This window comes from Flavobacterium olei (assembly GCF_039749035.1).
Classification (GTDB): domain Bacteria; phylum Bacteroidota; class Bacteroidia; order Flavobacteriales; family Flavobacteriaceae; genus Flavobacterium; species Flavobacterium olei.
This window is the reverse complement of record NZ_JBDKWC010000001.1, coordinates 139857-157387: the sequence shown is the minus strand read 5'-3', so window position 1 is coordinate 157387 and position 17531 is coordinate 139857. Positions and strand designations below refer to the sequence as shown.

At 36.4% G+C, this 17531-nt stretch carries 13 protein-coding genes; 10 read left to right on the top strand and 3 right to left on the bottom strand.

Annotation, left to right across the window (positions count from 1 at the left end; all coding sequences use genetic code 11):
• The first annotated feature begins 732 nt into the window (after positions 1–732).
• The 3 genes from ABEB31_RS00640 (at position 733) to ABEB31_RS00630 (ending at position 6360) form a co-directional block, all read left to right on the top strand.
• A complete protein-coding gene (locus ABEB31_RS00640) occupies positions 733–4053 on the top strand; it encodes a SusC/RagA family TonB-linked outer membrane protein (protein ID WP_347049329.1) in 3321 nt (1106 codons plus the stop codon).
• 29 nt (positions 4054–4082) lie between these two features.
• Positions 4083–5648, top strand: a complete 1566-nt coding sequence (locus tag ABEB31_RS00635) for a SusD/RagB family nutrient-binding outer membrane lipoprotein (RefSeq protein ID WP_347049328.1) — start codon at positions 4083–4085, stop codon at positions 5646–5648.
• Positions 5649–5907: 259 nt separating this feature from the next.
• Positions 5908–6360: an Hsp20/alpha crystallin family protein gene (locus ABEB31_RS00630; RefSeq protein ID WP_347049327.1), complete on the top strand. Its 453-nt coding sequence runs from the start codon at positions 5908–5910 to the stop codon at positions 6358–6360.
• Between the two features lie 119 nt (positions 6361–6479).
• Here ABEB31_RS00630 and ABEB31_RS00625 read toward each other — a convergent pair whose 3' ends face one another.
• The 3 genes from ABEB31_RS00625 to ABEB31_RS00615 all read right to left on the bottom strand — a co-directional run bounded on the left by ABEB31_RS00625 (position 6480) and on the right by ABEB31_RS00615 (position 10072).
• A complete protein-coding gene (locus ABEB31_RS00625; RefSeq protein WP_347049326.1) occupies positions 6480–7244 on the bottom strand; it encodes a phosphatase PAP2 family protein in 765 nt (254 codons plus the stop codon).
• Between the two features lie 163 nt (positions 7245–7407).
• Positions 7408–8355 (bottom strand): hypothetical protein, encoded by a 948-nt coding sequence (locus ABEB31_RS00620; RefSeq protein WP_347049324.1) that lies wholly within the window; start codon positions 8353–8355, stop codon positions 7408–7410.
• Between the two features lie 145 nt (positions 8356–8500).
• A complete protein-coding gene (locus ABEB31_RS00615) occupies positions 8501–10072 on the bottom strand; it encodes a tetratricopeptide repeat protein (RefSeq protein ID WP_347049323.1) in 1572 nt (523 codons plus the stop codon).
• Positions 10073–10374: 302 nt separating this feature from the next.
• On the opposite strand from ABEB31_RS00615, the gene ABEB31_RS00610 reads away from it, so the two are divergent.
• From ABEB31_RS00610 to ABEB31_RS00580, 7 genes are read left to right on the top strand one after another with little or no spacing between them, the layout of a single operon-like run.
• Positions 10375–11598 (top strand): DcaP family trimeric outer membrane transporter, encoded by a 1224-nt coding sequence (locus ABEB31_RS00610; RefSeq protein WP_347049322.1) that lies wholly within the window; start codon positions 10375–10377, stop codon positions 11596–11598.
• A gap of 55 nt (positions 11599–11653) precedes the next feature.
• Entirely contained in the window at positions 11654–12670 is a 1017-nt protein-coding gene (glsA, locus tag ABEB31_RS00605) for a glutaminase A (RefSeq protein ID WP_347049320.1), read from the top strand.
• A 27-nt stretch (positions 12671–12697) separates the two neighbouring features.
• Positions 12698–13816, top strand: coding sequence for an amidohydrolase family protein (locus ABEB31_RS00600; protein WP_347049319.1), 1119 nt, complete (start codon positions 12698–12700; stop codon positions 13814–13816).
• Between the two features lie 48 nt (positions 13817–13864).
• On the top strand, positions 13865–15151 hold the full coding sequence (locus ABEB31_RS00595) for a hypothetical protein (protein ID WP_347049317.1): 1287 nt from the start codon (positions 13865–13867) through the stop codon (positions 15149–15151).
• 42 nt (positions 15152–15193) lie between these two features.
• Positions 15194–15742 carry a YybH family protein gene (locus ABEB31_RS00590; RefSeq protein ID WP_347049315.1) on the top strand — a complete coding sequence of 183 codons (549 nt, stop codon included), beginning with the start codon at positions 15194–15196 and terminating at the stop codon, positions 15740–15742.
• A gap of 44 nt (positions 15743–15786) precedes the next feature.
• Positions 15787–16860 carry a hypothetical protein gene (locus tag ABEB31_RS00585; RefSeq protein ID WP_347049314.1) on the top strand — a complete coding sequence of 358 codons (1074 nt, stop codon included), beginning with the start codon at positions 15787–15789 and terminating at the stop codon, positions 16858–16860.
• Between the two features lie 50 nt (positions 16861–16910).
• Positions 16911–17531 (top strand): OmpA family protein, encoded by a 621-nt coding sequence (locus ABEB31_RS00580; protein WP_347049312.1) that lies wholly within the window; start codon positions 16911–16913, stop codon positions 17529–17531.

Here is a 17531-nt window from a genome sequence, read left to right as displayed (position 1 = left end):
ATTTTCAATTGAAATATTTTTTAATATAAAATTTAGACGAATGACAAATGTCAAACTATGAATAACATTTAGTTCCTGTTTAAGGTGTTTTTTTGCATCAAAAAGAGGCTGTAGAATTTCAAATCTAAAAAAATCTCCACGCTCTTCAAATTGTTAAATTGTGTTTTTTTTGTGATAAATTTTCTTCATTAAAAAATGAATAAATGTCAGTAATAATGCGGTATAGCAAGTAAATGTTAAATTTTAAAGTTAAAAATAAACATTTTTATAAGGTTAAAACAGTTTAAATGATATTTATAAATCAATAAAATATTTATATTTGTTTAACAACGTGGGGTTGATTTTAATATAAAATTAACATTTTAGAGTCGTTGAATTAATCTAAAAACTGTCTCTCGAAATTAGTCAGATGCAAAGAAGAATTCAACTATTTATTAAGCAGTCAACGTTGCAAAAAATACAAATCTTACAATAGAATCTTTTTAGGAAATTTTTTAATGCAATCGCTAAATCGATTTACTAAATCGATTTATCAAATATTTATTATCCGCCAGTTAATTATTAATCACCAAAAAAAATGCTTATGAAAAAAAGATAAAAGTATGCAAGTTCAAATAATTATGACTTCCACTAAAAGGAAAGTAATTAAGACTGTTTTTGATTTTTTCTCTCTAAGATAATTTCGAAAGCTAAAAAACCAAACAAACCAATTTCCAATCAAACCAAATTAATATGAAAAAACTGTTGTATGAAGTGTTGTTAGTTTTTCTAACGTTGATGTGTTTTCATGAAACACATGCTCAGAACAATACTATATCTGGTGTAATCAGAGATAATGCAAATATTCCTGTACCTTCTGTCAATGTCAAAGAGAAAGGCACAAATCAGGAAACTATTACAGATGAAAATGGTGCTTTTAAAATAGCAGTAAAACCCGGAGCCACTCTAATTATAAGCTCCGTAGGATTTAAAACCACAGAAGTAAAAGCGGCAGAAGGAATAGTAGTAAAACTGGCAGGTGCCACTAACGAATTAGATGGTCTTACCGTTACGGCATTAGGACAATCTAAAAGGAATAAATCAATCGGATATGCTACAAGTACAATTAAAGCAGATGCGATTGTAAAAACTGCGTCTCCAACAATTGCTAACTCTTTGTATGGAAAGGCGCCTGGCGTTCGGGTTTCATCTACTCCCGGAGGAGCCGGAGCAATTAATATACAGATTCGTGGATTAAACTCTATAACCGGTAAAAATCAGCCTTTAATTGTTTTGGATGGTGTTCCGATTCGCGATGGAGAGGTAAATAATAGTGATTACTGGAACCAACAACGTGTAAAGAGTAATGGTCTGGCAGATATAAATCCAGAAGATATAGAGAATATTTCTATTCTTAAAGGAGCTTCAGCTGCTGCATTATATGGCTCCGAAGCTGTAAACGGTGTTGTATTGATTACTTCTAAATCAGGAAAAGGAAAAAAAGGATTGGGTGTAGATTTTAGCACTAGTTATTCTAATAATTCAATTGCTTATCTGCCCAGATTTCAATATGAAAGAGGACCAGGATGGACCAACGCAAATTATTCAACCGGTTATCTGGCTCCGGACGGTTTTGCTCATTATGATACAAATGGCGACGGTATAAATGATACCAGAGGAGTATCAGCTAGCTCAAATAATTTTGGGCCGTGGTTTGACGGACAGCCAATTATGTCCTGGGATGGAGTAATTCGTCCGTACTCTGCTCAGAAAAATGGATATAAAAATTTATTCCAAAATGCCTGGGATGGAACAACAAATTTTGCCCTTACCAATAATACGGAAAACTCCAATTTGCGTTTTTCCTATACACATACAGAATCTGAAGGATTAAGTATGGGAAATACCAATAAGAAAAATACTTTCAACTTAAATGCTTCATTCAAAACGGGCTCCCATTCTAAAACTGATGTAATTGTAAGTTACATGAACCAAAATATTGCCAATCGTACTTTTGCCTTGGATCGTCTGGTTAATAATTTTACAGGAATGTTGAGCCCTTTTGATAATGGGGACTGGTACAAAGCAAGATACAAAACAAGTTTGGGCTATAAGTATGTGACAGGAACAAATCAAAGTCTAACACCAAATGAAAACATTATTCGTAATGGTTTTAAAGCAGATATTGGTGATTTTTTCTGGAATGTAAATGCGAATCAGCAGGATGAAATTACAAATCGTCTGATTGCCAGTATTACAGAAACACTTACTATTACAAAAGAGCTATCATTGCGTGGCCGTGTTTCTACCGATTTAACATCTGTTAATATTGAATCGAGAAACCCTGTTGATAAACCAATAATCTACGGATTTGGACCTGGTTCTTATTTAATTGATTCGAATGATTACAACATTTTATACGGGGATTTGCTGCTAACGTACAATAAAAAAATTACAGATAATTTTAATTTAAGTGCCGTTCTTGGATATTCAGGATCACAGGAAACCGGTAAATTTCTTTCCCGTTCTACTAATGGAGGTTTGAGTGTTGAAGGGTGGTACGATATGAATTCATCTGTTAACACTCCTACAAGTACATCATCTAAATATGAAATTATAAAAGATGCAGTATTTGGAACTTTAAATTTAAGCTATAAAAATTATTTATTTGTTGAAGGTACGGTGAGAAGAGACAGAACTTCGACTATGAATCCTAATAATAACGCTTTTACCTATCCATCTGTAAACTCAAGTTTCGTACTTTCTGATGCTGTGCCGCTGCCAGAATTCATTAGCTATGCAAAAATGCGTGGGTCCTGGGGTATTGTAGGTAATTATCCTGATCGTTATGCTGCCAATATTGCGTTTTCGCAGACTTCTTTAGGTAATCAGGGAACAGCAACTCCGGTACTAATTACGACTTCTCCGTCAAAATATGGAAATGAAGGCATTAAACCGGAAATGAAAACAGAATATGAATTTGGTTTTGAAACGAAATTCTTTGACAGAAGATTAGGTCTGGATGTTTCGTATTATAACGCCACTATTAAAGATCAAATTCTTGATTTGACTTTGGCTCCAACGACAGGGGCAACCTCGATTTTAGCCAATGTGGGAGAACTCAGCAATAAAGGATTCGAAGTTTCACTTACTGCATCTCCTTTTAGAACCGAAAGTTTTTCGTGGGATGTTACAGTAAACTGGGCAAAAAATATCAATAAAATTATTAAGCTGGCAAATGGAGCAACAGAATTACTTCATGCAGACTATGATGGATCTGCAGCGCAGTTGAAATCTGTAGTAGGACAGCCGATGGGCGGAATTTATGCACATCCATTAAAGACAGATGCAAATGGCAACAAAATGGTTGATTCTGACGGATATTACATGATCGACGGAGATAAATGGGAGAAATACGGAACCGCAACTCCTCAGGGTGTAGGAGGTTTGTTGAACACATTTACCTATAAATTTGTAACATTAGATGTGAATATTGATTATTCTTACGGAGGATACTTAATGCCAACAGGTATTAACTGGATGCACTCCAGAGGTCTTACTGAAGAAAGTTTAAATTACAGCACGAATGATCGCGGTGGTTTAACATATTATATGGAAAATGGTAGAGGGGTTCAGGTACCTAACAGCGCAACTACAGGACCTGCCGGACAAACATTATATCGTGATGGAATGTTAATGGATGGTGTTACTACAGATGGCTCACCAAATACAAACGTTATTTCTCAGGCAGGTTATTATAATATGACGTATAACTGGGGTGGTCCTCAATACAGTAGTTCCCGTTATGATTTATATATTCAGAAAAACAATTATGTAAAACTTAGAGAGGTATCATTGGGCTTCAATATGCCATCTGCATGGGCTGAAAAAATAGGCGCTTCCAAATTAAGTTTTTCTGTATTCGGACGTAATTTATTTTACCTGTACAGAACAATTAAGGATATGGATGCTGAGGCTACTACATCAGGTTCAAGATGGTCGCAGAATGTTAATAATGCCGGACTTACTCCATCTACCAGAAGTTTTGGGGCAATGCTGCGAGCTTCTTTCTAATTGATAATTTATAATTAAAAAAATACGACATGAGAAAATTATTTTATACATCACTCGCTGTAACAGCACTTCTCTTAGCTTCATGTACGCAGAATGATTTTGAAAATGCCTACCGAGATCCTTCTACAGTTACATCGACCACTGTACCTAAACAGTATGCTGGTTTTATGAAAGTTAATTTTGAGGATGTTATTCCATCTTATTGGAATTATTTTACAGTATTAAGAACGACTTCTCTGAACTATACTCAAGCTCACGGATTTCTAAACTCAACCGGACGTTACATACCGGGAGCAGCAGTTAACGACAGATGGAACAGATATTACAGGTTTATTACCCAATACAGAGAATTAGAAAAAGTAATGGCTGCTTTACCTGCAGGAGAACAGGCAGAGAATAGGATTTATACCATTACTTCGACGATTTATTTGTACGATCATACACAAAAAATGATTGATAATTTTGGTGATATTCCTTTTTCTGAAGCTGGTAAAATCAGCTCGACAGGAGGTAATTATGCAAACGCATCAGCAAAGTATGACAATCAGACGGAGCTTTATACCAAAATGCTGGACGAATTAAAAACTTTTTCAGGGGAGTTAAATTCAATTACTTTATCGACTAAAGTAGGTTTAGAATTTAAAAACCAGGATCTTATCAATAAGGGAGATCTGGCAGCATGGAAAAATTATTGTAACTCATTGAGATTGCGAATCCTGAACAGGGTTTCTGCAGTTCCGTCTTTTAGTGCAAGAGCAAATAGTGAAATAGCAGAAATAATCAATGAAGGAAAACTGGTAGATGAGAATGCAGAGAATATCGCGTTTAAAGTTTATACCCAGGATATAGATTTAGATACATCTGGCTTTATCGATGCATTAGAAACAGGTTATAATAATGTAGCTCCTAAGTTAATGATCGACCACATGAATGCAAATGCAGATCCACGTTTGCCATGGCTTTTTGAAAAAGGGACAACGGCGACAGTTTTTACCGGACTAGACCCAACCTTAACATCAGGTGTTCAGGAAAAGTCAATTGTTGATGGTAAAATAGCAGTGTACAACAGATCTGTTATCAGTAGAAATAAATGGCTTCCGGGAACATTAATAAATGCGGCCGAGGTAAACTTACTTCTGGCAGAATATTATACAAGAAATGGAAATGCGGCAACAGCAAAAACTTATTATGAAAAAGCAATTGGACAATCTGTAGAATATTATGTAAGATTAGGAGATAAGGCAGATATTTTGGACTGGAAACCAACTGTTGAGCCAACAGCTACGCAGATCAATGCATATATTACCGCAATCAATTTTGCAGGTGCAACGACAACCTCAGATCAATTGGCATTAATCGCTTTTCAAAAGTACATTCACTACAATATAATGCAGGCAGATGAAGCATGGGCAGAACAAAGAAGACTAAAACTTCCGGTTTTAACATTCCAGGAAGATGAAACAAGTACAATTAGAAAAACTCCTCCTACACGCTGGACATATCCAAATTCAGAAAGTGTTTATAATGCTGATAATTACAATGCTGTTAAAGCAAATGATAATTTAGGCGCTAAAATTTTCTGGGATGTAAAATAGTATTTTAGAGTTACTAACGTCCTGTAAACCTTGATTGTAATTTTCAATCAAGGTTTTTTTTATTTTATAAAGCTCTGAAATGGAAATTAGTTCTTACTAAAATTATAATGCTATTAAAAGCTTTTTATGACATTTTTTCAGAATCAGATTCTGAAAAAATGTCATAATTTTCTACTGGCATATTATTTGTTTTTTTAGTATTGCATCTATAGATGTACGTTCAAAAATTTATTGTATAACAATTTTAAAAATTACAGTTATGAATCTTATTAAAAGAAATGGAAACCGCGTACCTGCATTCCAGCGTTTGTTTTTTGATGATGTTTTTGGCCGCGATCTTTTCAATTGGGAAAACAACAATTTTTCTACAACAAGTACTACGCTGCCGTCAGTAAACATTAAAGAAACTGCCGACAATTATGAAGTTGAAGTTGCCGCTCCGGGTATGAACAAAGAAGACTTTAAGATTACGCTGGATAACGGACAATTGATTATTTCTTCGGTTAAAGAGAACGAATTAAACACTGAGGAAGAAAATTACATCCGCAGGGAGTTTAGTTATCAGTCTTTTCAACGAAGTTTTGTACTACCAAAAAATGTAGTCGATGAGGAGAAAATCAGTGCCCGTTACGAAAACGGACTCTTATTATTATCCATTCCAAAAATGGAGCAGGCAAAACAAAAAGCTCCAAGGATGATCGACATCTTTTAATTTTACATCTTTCAGATATAAAGCTGCCTTAATAGGGCAGCTTTTTTTTATGTATTTCTTTAGATGGAAAAACGGAAAAGGATTCCAGTACTAAGCTTAAAAAATTAGCAGCGAGTTATTTAAAATGTTTTTACAAAGCATACCGTAAAGTCTCTTCCGTTATAGGATGGAACGAGTAAGGAAGTTGATTTTTCGGTTTTATTTCCGAATAATTTTCGGGTAATATAAGGATTCGTCCAGTAAGCGATCTTTGTGCTTAGAATTCCGATACCGGCACCTGCGGCTACATCTGTGAGCCAGTGTCTGTTATTGTACATTCGAAATACACCTGTGCCTATTGCGACTGTATAACCGGCAACTCCGTACCAGACCGATTTATCTTTATATTCCTGATAGAGAAACTCGGCGCCGGCAAATGCAATTGCGGTATGACCGGAAGGAAAAGAGTTATTTGAAGTTCCGTCCGGTCTTTCGACATTTGTAGTTGACTTTAATGCTAAAACCGATCCGACAGTCAAAATTGTTGAGGTCGCCAAAATAACAGAACGGTCCCGCATCGTATTTTTTCCTTTTTCACCAAATGCATTTAATGCGTAAACAGAAATTGCAGGTACGTACCGCGAAAAATCATCTATTGATACTTTTCGGTCAATATCTTCTGTAAACTCATCCCGAATCTGATGGTTAAAACTTTTTATCTGCCCGCTCTCGTTTCCCCAGAATCCGTAGCCAATCAGCACGGCGGGAATTATAAGCTGCTTATAGTTAAATCTAATGTTAGATACAGAATCTTGAAACGTAGTTGTACTATCTGCTGCAGTCAGATTTTGTGCTGCCGCTCTTCCGAACATAAATAATAAAAGTAGGAGAATGGTTTTTCTCATGTAAGCAGCTGTTTTAGAAAGTAAGTTTTATTTTTTTTACATCTGATTGCTTACTCCAAGATAGCATAATTTACATTGAGAAACAATAGTTGATTTTGCCTGAATTGTGGTCTTTTTTGGTTTGTAAAGTCACGAAAATGCTTTGAAACTATACGATTCCAAGTTAATCAAAGCGTGTCTGAGATGCTACAAGACGGAATAACGGTTCGTATTTCTTAATTTCTTTCCCAAGATCTTCGCTGCGATCAGTTGGTCCAATACTTCCCTGAAGACAATATAATTTTTCGTCTTTTAGCAGCATAAACTGAAGCATTCTTATTTTCATGTCAGCTTCAGTTTCCACTAATTCCTCAACCTCGACCATAAAAGCCGTACTATCATCCATTTTAAATTTTTCTATACGAATCACATTGGTTTCGGGAGAAATAAAAGTTAAAATTGATTTTTCGTTCAGCGTAATTTTATTCAGTTCAGCTGGGAGATCATGAACAACCAGCAGTATTTTTTCAATTCCGTTTCCGTTACAGCTCGTAAACTGCTGAATTGTTTGCGGCATTTCAGCTTCTTCCGCAAGCCAGCTTTTTGGGATCGGAATTTTTACATCTACGTCATCTGCTTTGGGATGATTTCTGGTCTCAAAAAAGTGCACATGTCCGTCTGTAATTTCCTGATGAGGATTATGATGGTATTTAAACGCCAGAATCCCTCTTGACAAGGCCGTATTAGAAATCTTTTTTGATCTTTCTGTAGCACTCAGCATGAAATCACGGGCGTATTGTTCTTTTTCAACAGGATGTAACAACTGTTCATGTAAAAGTGAATCCAGTTGATTATGAAATTTCAAGAGCTGTGCACTGTCGAGTTCTTCTTTAAGATATTGTTTTATATTATGCTCTGCATTGCCAAATGTTTTATTGAGATTTGATTCAGTAGCTGCTACATCATTTCGTAAAGAAGGAAATTCTGTGGCGATTTTTTGCAGCGCGGCGGTCTGACCTTTTAAATAAGCATAGGTTTCGATAGCCCATATAATTTTAGGATTATATGCGTCCTTCTGTCCAGAACAAAAAATGGGAAATAGTAAGTATAAATAAAAAAGCTGTCTTAACATTTATTACCTATTTAATTCCTACAAAAGTGTTGTTTAGATTTTATTTCATTTTATAAAATTTAACCAAAACATTATAGATTTGCCATTAGAAGTATTACTGATAAAAAGTATGTCATCACTCCTTAAAATTAAATTGAGAAGGATGCTAAACTGCAATCTCAAATCCAATTTTTTCCATACTGAAAAGAATTTGTGAGACAGAATTTGTGCAGATAATGAAATTAGAGAGCATGTATTGAATTTCATTTGTATTGGGTTGTATCTCAAGCAGCTTTGCCAAATATTTTTTAGCTTTTTCTTCTTCATCCAACAGCGATAAACAAGCTGCTTTAAGAAGTGGATCCCAAATATTTTCTTCAGATTCCAGTTTATATACCCAGTAATATGCTTTGTTAAAGTCTTGTTTATTAATGTAATAACAGCAATAACCAATATGTATCCACCACGGATAGGATGGATTAGTCTCAATTGCATTATTCATTATTAAAAATCCTTTTTCGTAATGACCTGCAAAAATTAGGATGCAGCCTACACCACAAACCATTCCCGATGCATTGGGATTTATTTTGATACATTGGCTAGCAGTTTCCAGGCAGCCATCATAATCCTTCTTAAAGCAGTTAATCCACGTAAGTGTATGCCAGGCGTGCTGGCAATTTGGATCTGCTTTAAGTGATTTTATTACACAGCGATATGCTTCCTCAATTTGCATTTTATCATTATCAATGCCGTGTGCAAGCGAATTTATATACAATTCACCAAGCATTGCCCACAGACCGGCGTGGTCGGGATATAGTTTAACCGCATCATTGACACTATTGAAGGCAGTAGTATAATTTTCTACAGTAAACGAACACTGATACTTATAATAATTGAAAATCGCATTCCATAATACTATATTATTAGATTTTCCGGAAGACGAAGTTTTGATGATTTCTTTGAAGATAATGCCATAATAACCGCCAATAAGACAAGCGGTCGCATGTACGATATTGTTTTGGATCTTGGCAATATTTTTCACATTATCGTCCTCAAATGATCGCGTCATAATGTAACGTCCGGTTTTCGAATTTAAAAGACTAATTCTAATCTGAAGTTTTTTGGCTACACATTTAATAAGACCGGTAATAATAAAATCTGCTCCGGCTAATTGTGCCGCTTCTAAAATATTTTCATCAATTTTCCCAATGATATCCGGAGAAAAATGTCCGATAACTGCAATCTCTTCAAAAAGTGAAAGTTCGGCACAAATCTCTTCACACAAAATTTCTGGCAGGATTTCTAAATTCGGCTTTTGCGTCATTAATTTAAAAGGGAAAACGGCAACAATCGGATTAGTATTATCAATATTCGCTTCGCGCGGAGTTTCTTTATTCTTATAAGTAAACTCAGGAACGTAACAGCCTTTTGGAACATGAATTACAACCAAATTCTCTTTTCCTTCTGTATGATAATAATCGAGAAGAATTCTTCTCAGCCTTCCGGCATGTATGCGAACTACTGCATCGTCATTAGAATTAAAGTCTACAGACTTATTCAGCACGTTAACGGCTATTGTATATTCTTTTATGTACTGTCTCCGTCCTTCTAAAGTTTCGGTAACAATGTATTTGATAAACTTACTTAATGTGGTAGAACTTTTAAATGAGCTAAACTTCAAAACGTTATCCAGTTCACTGTAAATCTTGTCGTGAGAAATTGTATTTAAAGCTTCCATATCTATTTATCTTTTTGGTAATAAAGTAGTTATAAACTTTTTAAAACTTCTCAAAGTTAAATTATTTAAATATAGCATTAGAATTTCTTTAACATTTTAAGTAGTTATTTTCTGATTTAACTGTTAAATGTAACCGTTAATAACTTAAATGACGGCGATTATGTAAATACATTTGTTTAGCTATCAGGTTAATAGCAGGCGATAAATAAAGGTTTCAATAGAATTTAAGTCGTTATAGAAACAACTTTAAGAAAATTATTTATCAGCATTAAAACCAACACTAAATTAAATAACAATCGACAATGAAAGAAAAATTTGTACAAATGGTGCGGATACTCCATTCGGCCACTTTAATTTATTTTGTTTTCATAAATGTAGTGCAGGCTCAGGAACAAGAGAAAAGCATGGAAATTTATGGGTTTATTATGACGGATGTTGGTTATAATTTTAACCAGATACAAAGCGATTGGTACGATGTAGTAAGACCTACTAAATTACCATCCTATGAGAATGAATATGGAGTTGACGGAAATTATTATGCATCAGTCCGACAGACCAGATTAGGTTTTAAAAATTACTTTGATACCGGAATTGGTGAATTGAAAACCCAATTTGAATTTGAATTATTCGGGACAGGCGCAGATGCAGGTCAGACTACTTTTCGTCTGCGTCACGCTTACGCGGAATTAGGAAAATTCGGCGCCGGCCAGACCTGGAGTCCTTTTATGGATATTGACGTGTTCCCTAATACGCTTGAATACTGGGGACCAACCGGAATGGTATTTTTTAGGAATATCCAGATTCGTTATATGCCTATTCAGGGTGATACACGTTTAACAATTGCATTAGAGCGACCTGGGGCGAGTGCAGATCAGGGCGAATATGCCAATCGTGTAGAGTTGCAGGGCGTTTATCCAAGATTTTCATTACCCGATCTTTCTGCAGAATACCGATACGGCAGTAGTTGGGGCTATGTGGAATTAGCAGGAATGCTCAGAAAAATCGAATGGAAAGACCAAAACAACGATCAGTTTGATTTGTCCGGAGATGCCCTTGGCTGGGGATTAAATTTAAGCACCAATTTAAAGTTTACCAAAAATGATGTTTTTAGAGGTCAAATCGTTTATGGAGAGGGAATTCAAAACTATATGAATGATGCTCCTGTAGATATTGGTCTGCAAAACAATCCCGGAAATGCGGTAAAACCTGTCAAAGGAGTGGCATTACCTCTTATGGGTATTGTTGCCTTTATTGACCATAACTGGAGTAATAAATTTAGCACGGCACTGGGATATTCGATGATTGATATCGACAATTCGGACGCTCAGACAGACAATTCGTTTAAGAAAGGACAATATGCAATAGTCAATCTTCTTTATACACCTGTAAAAAATTGTATGATGGGAGCCGAGTTCCAATGGGGAGATCGTGAGAACTTCAGAGATGGATGGAGTACTTCGATCTCTAAAATACAATTCTCTTTTAAGTATAATTTCTCGGAAGTGTTTTACAAAAAAAATCAGTAATAGTTAGAGGCACTACAGATAAAATTCAAATAAATAAAAACATAATTAGTACAATATGAAAACAAATTTACGATTGAGTATTATGCTCACAGCGTTAATACTTCTCATTTTTATTCCTCAGATCCAGGCTCAGAAATCGGTTGATTATCAAGCGGCCATCGATCATGCATACGATAAATTTAAGGATGTCAAAGAAGGGAAAAATGCAGATTATATTAAAGAACTCGCCAATGTTGATCCTTCTATTTTTGGTATTGCGATCGTCACTGTAGATGGAAAAGTGTACAGCAAAGGTGATCTTAATCAGCGTATTTCCATTCAGTCCATTTCAAAAGTTTTTACTCTGGCAAGAGTGATTGAGGAGCAGGGGCCAAAAGTCCTGGCAGACAAAATTGGTGTAGACGCAACCGGACTACGATTTAATTCTATTGTCGCAATTGAACTTCAAAAAGGAAAAGAAATAAATCCGCTTGTAAATCCCGGAGCGATAGCTGCAGTAAGTATGGTAAAAGGAAATGATTCTGTAGCCAAATGGAAAAACATTCTGGATACACATAATGCATTTGCAGGAACAAAATTAAAATTAAATATGCCAGTTTATATAAGTGAGGCCGGAGATAATCTTAGAAATCAGGCTATTGCGCATTTACTATATGCGTATGGGCGTATGTATTTTGATCCTGTTCAGTCTACAGATGTTTATACTAAACAATGCGCTATTAATGTAAATGCCAAAGATCTTGCGGTTATGGCCTCAACATTGGCAAACGGAGGATTAAATCCGGTGACGAAAGAAAAAGTGGTATCTCCTGAAACTTGTGCTTTCACGATGGGAATCATGTCAACGGCGGGATTATATGATGATTCCGGACAATGGCTTTATGCAGTTGGTTTACCCGGAAAAAGTGGAGTAGGAGGCGGCATTATAGCGGTTTGCCCCGGAAAATTCGGAATTGCAGTTATTTCCCCGCCACTAAATGAGGTCGGAAACAGTATTAAAGCACAAAGGGCGATTTTTGAAATCGTCAAAGAACTTAAAGCCAATCCTTTTGTTGTACAGCCTTTAAAATAATCAGTTCACATAATTAAAGCATAATATATGAATCAGGTACGAAAAAAAACAAGGTTGCTTATCGGAATATTTGCTTTAATAGTGCCTGTTTCGATGTTATTTGGGCAAAAAGCGACTTCACAAGAAGCGTATTTATTTAATGACAGCCACTTTCATTTAACAAATTATATTCAGGAAGGAATTACAGTTACTAAATTTCTGGACATAATGGGCGATAAGGCCGGGCGATCAACCTTATTTGGTATTCCGCTGCAGCAGCAGTGGTCGTACCAGAATTCAGGCAAATACAGTCCGACCTATTATCTGCAAACTGATGCTCCTTTGTATTATTACTCTTTTACAGATGCATTTATTGCCATGCAGTTTAAATCACTCACCAAAGAACAGCAAGCACGTTTTGACCCTATGATTACAGGATTTAATCCGTCAGATATGTATGCGTACAAACATATTGAGCGCGTACTGCGAACTTTTCCGGGAGTATTTACAGGTATTGGAGAATTCTCTGTACATAAGGAATTCGTTTCTGCAAAAGTGGCCGGAGAAGTGGCAAGTCTTACCAATCCTGCTTTGGACAGCATTCTTGATTTTGCAGGAAAAACAGGATTAGTGGTGATACTTCATAATGATATGGATATACCAATGGCAAAACAAATAACAGAGCCTGTATATCTTAATGAAATGAAGGAGTTATTAAAACGCCATCAAAAAACTACCATTATCTGGGCACATATAGGGCTGGGACGAATTGTATATCCCGCAGGTTATGGAAATGAATCCTCTGATAAAAGAGCACCAAACCATATAGATATCGTAATGGATATTCTGGAAGATCCGGCTTTTTCAAATGTTTATTTTGATATTTCCTGGGATGAGGTGGCCAAATATATTATTTCGTCGCCGGAAGTAACACAGAGATGTGCCACCTTAATGGATAAATATCCGGACCGGTTCTTATTTGGAACTGATGTAGTGGCGCCGCCGGATCAGAAATTTTATATGGCGGTGTATGAAATGTATGCCCCTTTATTTAAAGTTTTGAAACCCGAAACAAGCGAAAAAATCAGGAAACAAAATTACATAAGACTCTTTGACGATGCACGCCGGAAAGTAAGGAAATGGGAGTCAGCCAACATAAAACAGTAGTTATTACCCAATGATTTATATGCTCTTTAACAAAAAAATCTCATCGATATGCGAGTAAAATATATAATACTATCCTTGATCTGCACCTGCTCTTCATGGGCTCAGATAAACAATGCACCAGCCGACAGCACGCTGCAGGAATTACCCGAAGAAGTACATCGTGGCGGAAGCGGTTTTAAACTCGTAGACAGCAAATTCGGATCTATGACGCTTTCCTTCTATACACTGGCGCGCTATTTAAATCAAATGGGAATCGACGACAGTTACACCAATCATAATGGCGAGGTAATTCCAATCGACAGACGAAATGATATCATGTTTCAAAAAGCGAATCTTTATTTTAGAGGCTGGGTTGCCGATCCTAAAATAAGATATACCGTTTTTGTCTGGACTTCTAATGCCACTTTAGGACAAGGCGCACAGGTTGTTGTTGCGGGGAATCTTCAATATAAATTCAATAAATATTTTGAAATAGGACTTGGAATTAACGGACTTCCTTCTGTTCGCTCTATCCTGGGACAATGGCCGGAATGGCTCAGAAGCGACGCAAGACCAATTGCCGAAGAATACTTCAGGGGATCTTTTACGACCGGTATTTATGCACAGGGACAAATCACAGATAATCTATTTTACAAAACAATGCTTGGTAACAACCTGAGTCAGTTGGGTGTAGATGCGGGTCAATTGGATAATAAAATTGATACCTGGAGTGGTGCTCTCTGGTGGACAACCGGAAATTTTGGAAGAATCCCTACTTATGGAGATTACGAAAAGCACAAGAAAATCGCAACACTTCTTGGAGGCGCTTACACCAGAAGTACAGAAAACCGCCAGTCGCAGCCAGATGCCGATGCACCGGAGAATTCACAAATACGATTGTCTGACGGTACAGGGATTTTCGCCCTAAATGCATTTGCTCCAAACACTCAGGTAATCAACGCAAAGTATCAAATGACGTCTTTCAATACCGGAATTAAATACAATGGTTTTTCGCTGGATGCGGAATTTTATGTCCGATGGATTTCAGATTTCGAATCAACTGGTCCAATCCCGGTTACTGAGCTAACGGATACAGGTTATTCACTCCAGGGATCTGCCATGCTGGTTGATAAAACACTTCAGTTTTATACCACATACTCTTACATAAATGGCGATTATGGAAAGCCGTATGAAATAACCGGCGGTTTTAACTGGTTTCCTTTTAAAACCAAATTTTTCAGGATCAATCCCGAAATCATGTACGAAAGTCACTCTCCCGTTGGGTATTTAAGTTATCCTACGCAGGTAGGCTCAAAAGGAATAATCGGAATGCTCAATGTCGAATTGAATTACTAAAAAGGCTGCATTCGTAAATCGTTAAACTTAAATTGTTAGAATATGATAACTGAAAAAATTAAAATACTCGTAATTGCCGGCGTACTTATATTGGTTAACAGCTGCAATAAAAAAGAGGATGCTCCTGTCATTGATAAGGAAAAAATCAAAAAAGAAATTCAGGAAAAGGAAACCGAATTTGCCAATACATATAATGCCAGAATAATTAAAAGCATTGGCTATTATGCTGATGATGCAATTAGTTACTACCAAAATATGCCACCGTTAGTAGGAAAAGATTCTATTGTGATTTTTTTAAGGGATAATATATCGAAAGACCACAATACTATTTCTTACACAACTCAGGAAGTTTTTATTTCTGATGATGCCAATCAGGTTGTAGAAATAGGGTTGTTTAAAGTGATGGACAATACGGACATGGTAGTAAATCAGGGTAATTATATGAGCCTGTTTCAAAAAAGAAACGGGACCTACTTCTGCGTACGGGATATGAGTACTTCAAATATGTCTATTCAGGAAAGAGAATATAGTATGGCAGATTCGACGGCGTTGCAGGACCAGAAACTGAAAAGCGTTCCGGTTTCTAAATAATAGCTTTAAGCTTAGGTATTCGTTTTTATTTAATCAAAAACAATATGAAAAACAATATAAGAATTTCTCTTCTGGCAGTATTTTGCCTTTTAGCGCAAAACGTATTTTGCCAATCCGATGATCAGCCTGCGCTGGGACTTCCTGGTGATAACCTGGATCTGTATGCCGTTCTGGATCTTTTTCAAAAATCCAAGACGATTGAAGATTTTGAAAAAAAGTTAAATGAACAGAAATCAGGTGTAAATAACCTGGATCTGGATCTGGATAAAAAGGTTGACTTTATAAAAGTGGTTACCAAACAAAAGGAATCGTCTTTTACGTTTATTCTACAGGTCGCCGTTAGTAAAAAAGAAACTCAGGATGTCGCTGTTATTCTGGTTGATAAAGATAAAAAAGGAAAAGTAAGTCTGCAGATTGTAGGGGACGAAAATCTGTATGGCAAAAATTATGTTATAGAGCCATCAAAGAAAGGGAGTCCTGCTGTTACTTCAAATCCTGCCTATACGGGCACAGAACCTGTAAAGAGCGCTCCTGCAACAACAACAGTAGTTGTAGAGACCGTTCCGATTGTTCAATATGTGTATTCTCCAGCTTATGTTCCGTATTATCCTCCTTATTATTATGGATTTTATCCTCCTTATTTTGCTGCTTTTACAGTTATGGCAGTGGGAATTTACAGGCACAATCACTATCACCATCACGGAGGTTATCATGGTGGACATTATGGAGGAGGAAATACCGTAATTATTAATAACAGAAATAATTACAACAATTACAACAATAACAAAATGAGGTCAAACACCGTAACCAACAACAGGGCGAATGGTAAATACAATACGGGAAATACTGCTGCCAACCGTGCCTCTGCAAAACCTTCTGCAGGAACTTCAAATCGGGGCTCAAATACGTCGGCCGGCACTAGAAACAACACAGGACGCGATTCAAAAGCGCCATCCGCAGGAACTTCAAACCGTTCTTCATCAGGATCTGCCACACGTTCCTCCAGTAATAATTTTTCTCAGGGATCAGGACGTACCACAAACGCAAGCAGTTTTAGTTCCGGACGATCAGGTGGTGGAATGGGAGGCGGCATGGGCGGAGGCGGACGAAGAAGATAAGTTAGAATACCCGGTCAAACATTATTTCATTTAACTAAAAAATCAACATTATGAAAAGTGCACATTTATTACTCATCTTTATTTTAAGCTCTATAGGAGCTTCAGCCCAAAGTTCAAACTCTTTTCTGCTTAATTTATACGGAGGTTATACCTTTTCGGACAGAGTAGATTTTGATGTTTCCCACGCCACTGTGGAAGACGGATTTGAATATGGAGCCGGACTGGAATATTTTTTTATGGAAAACAGTTCAATCGAATTAAAATATAAAAGACTCGACAGCAATTTACCTGTATACGGACTAAATAATGAGCAGATCAACAGCGATGATGATAAAAGCGCATTAAATTATATACTGCTGGATTATACACATTATTTCAAATTAAGCTCCGATACTGTAATGCCTTTTCTTGGTGCAGGTGGAGGTCTGGGAATTCTGGAAACTCCACAAAGCGGCAACGGAACTTATTTTGCATGGGATATTAAAGCAGGTGTAAAAATCAAAACCAATTCTCCGCTTTCAATAAACCTGCATGCCTATCTCGAATCGATGTCAGCAGCAGTAGGTAACGATTATTACTGGACATACTACGGTTTAGTGGGAGTTTCAGATTATGTTTCTACGTTTCAGTTTGGTCTTGGTGCTTCGTTAAGTTATGATTTCAGTAAATAA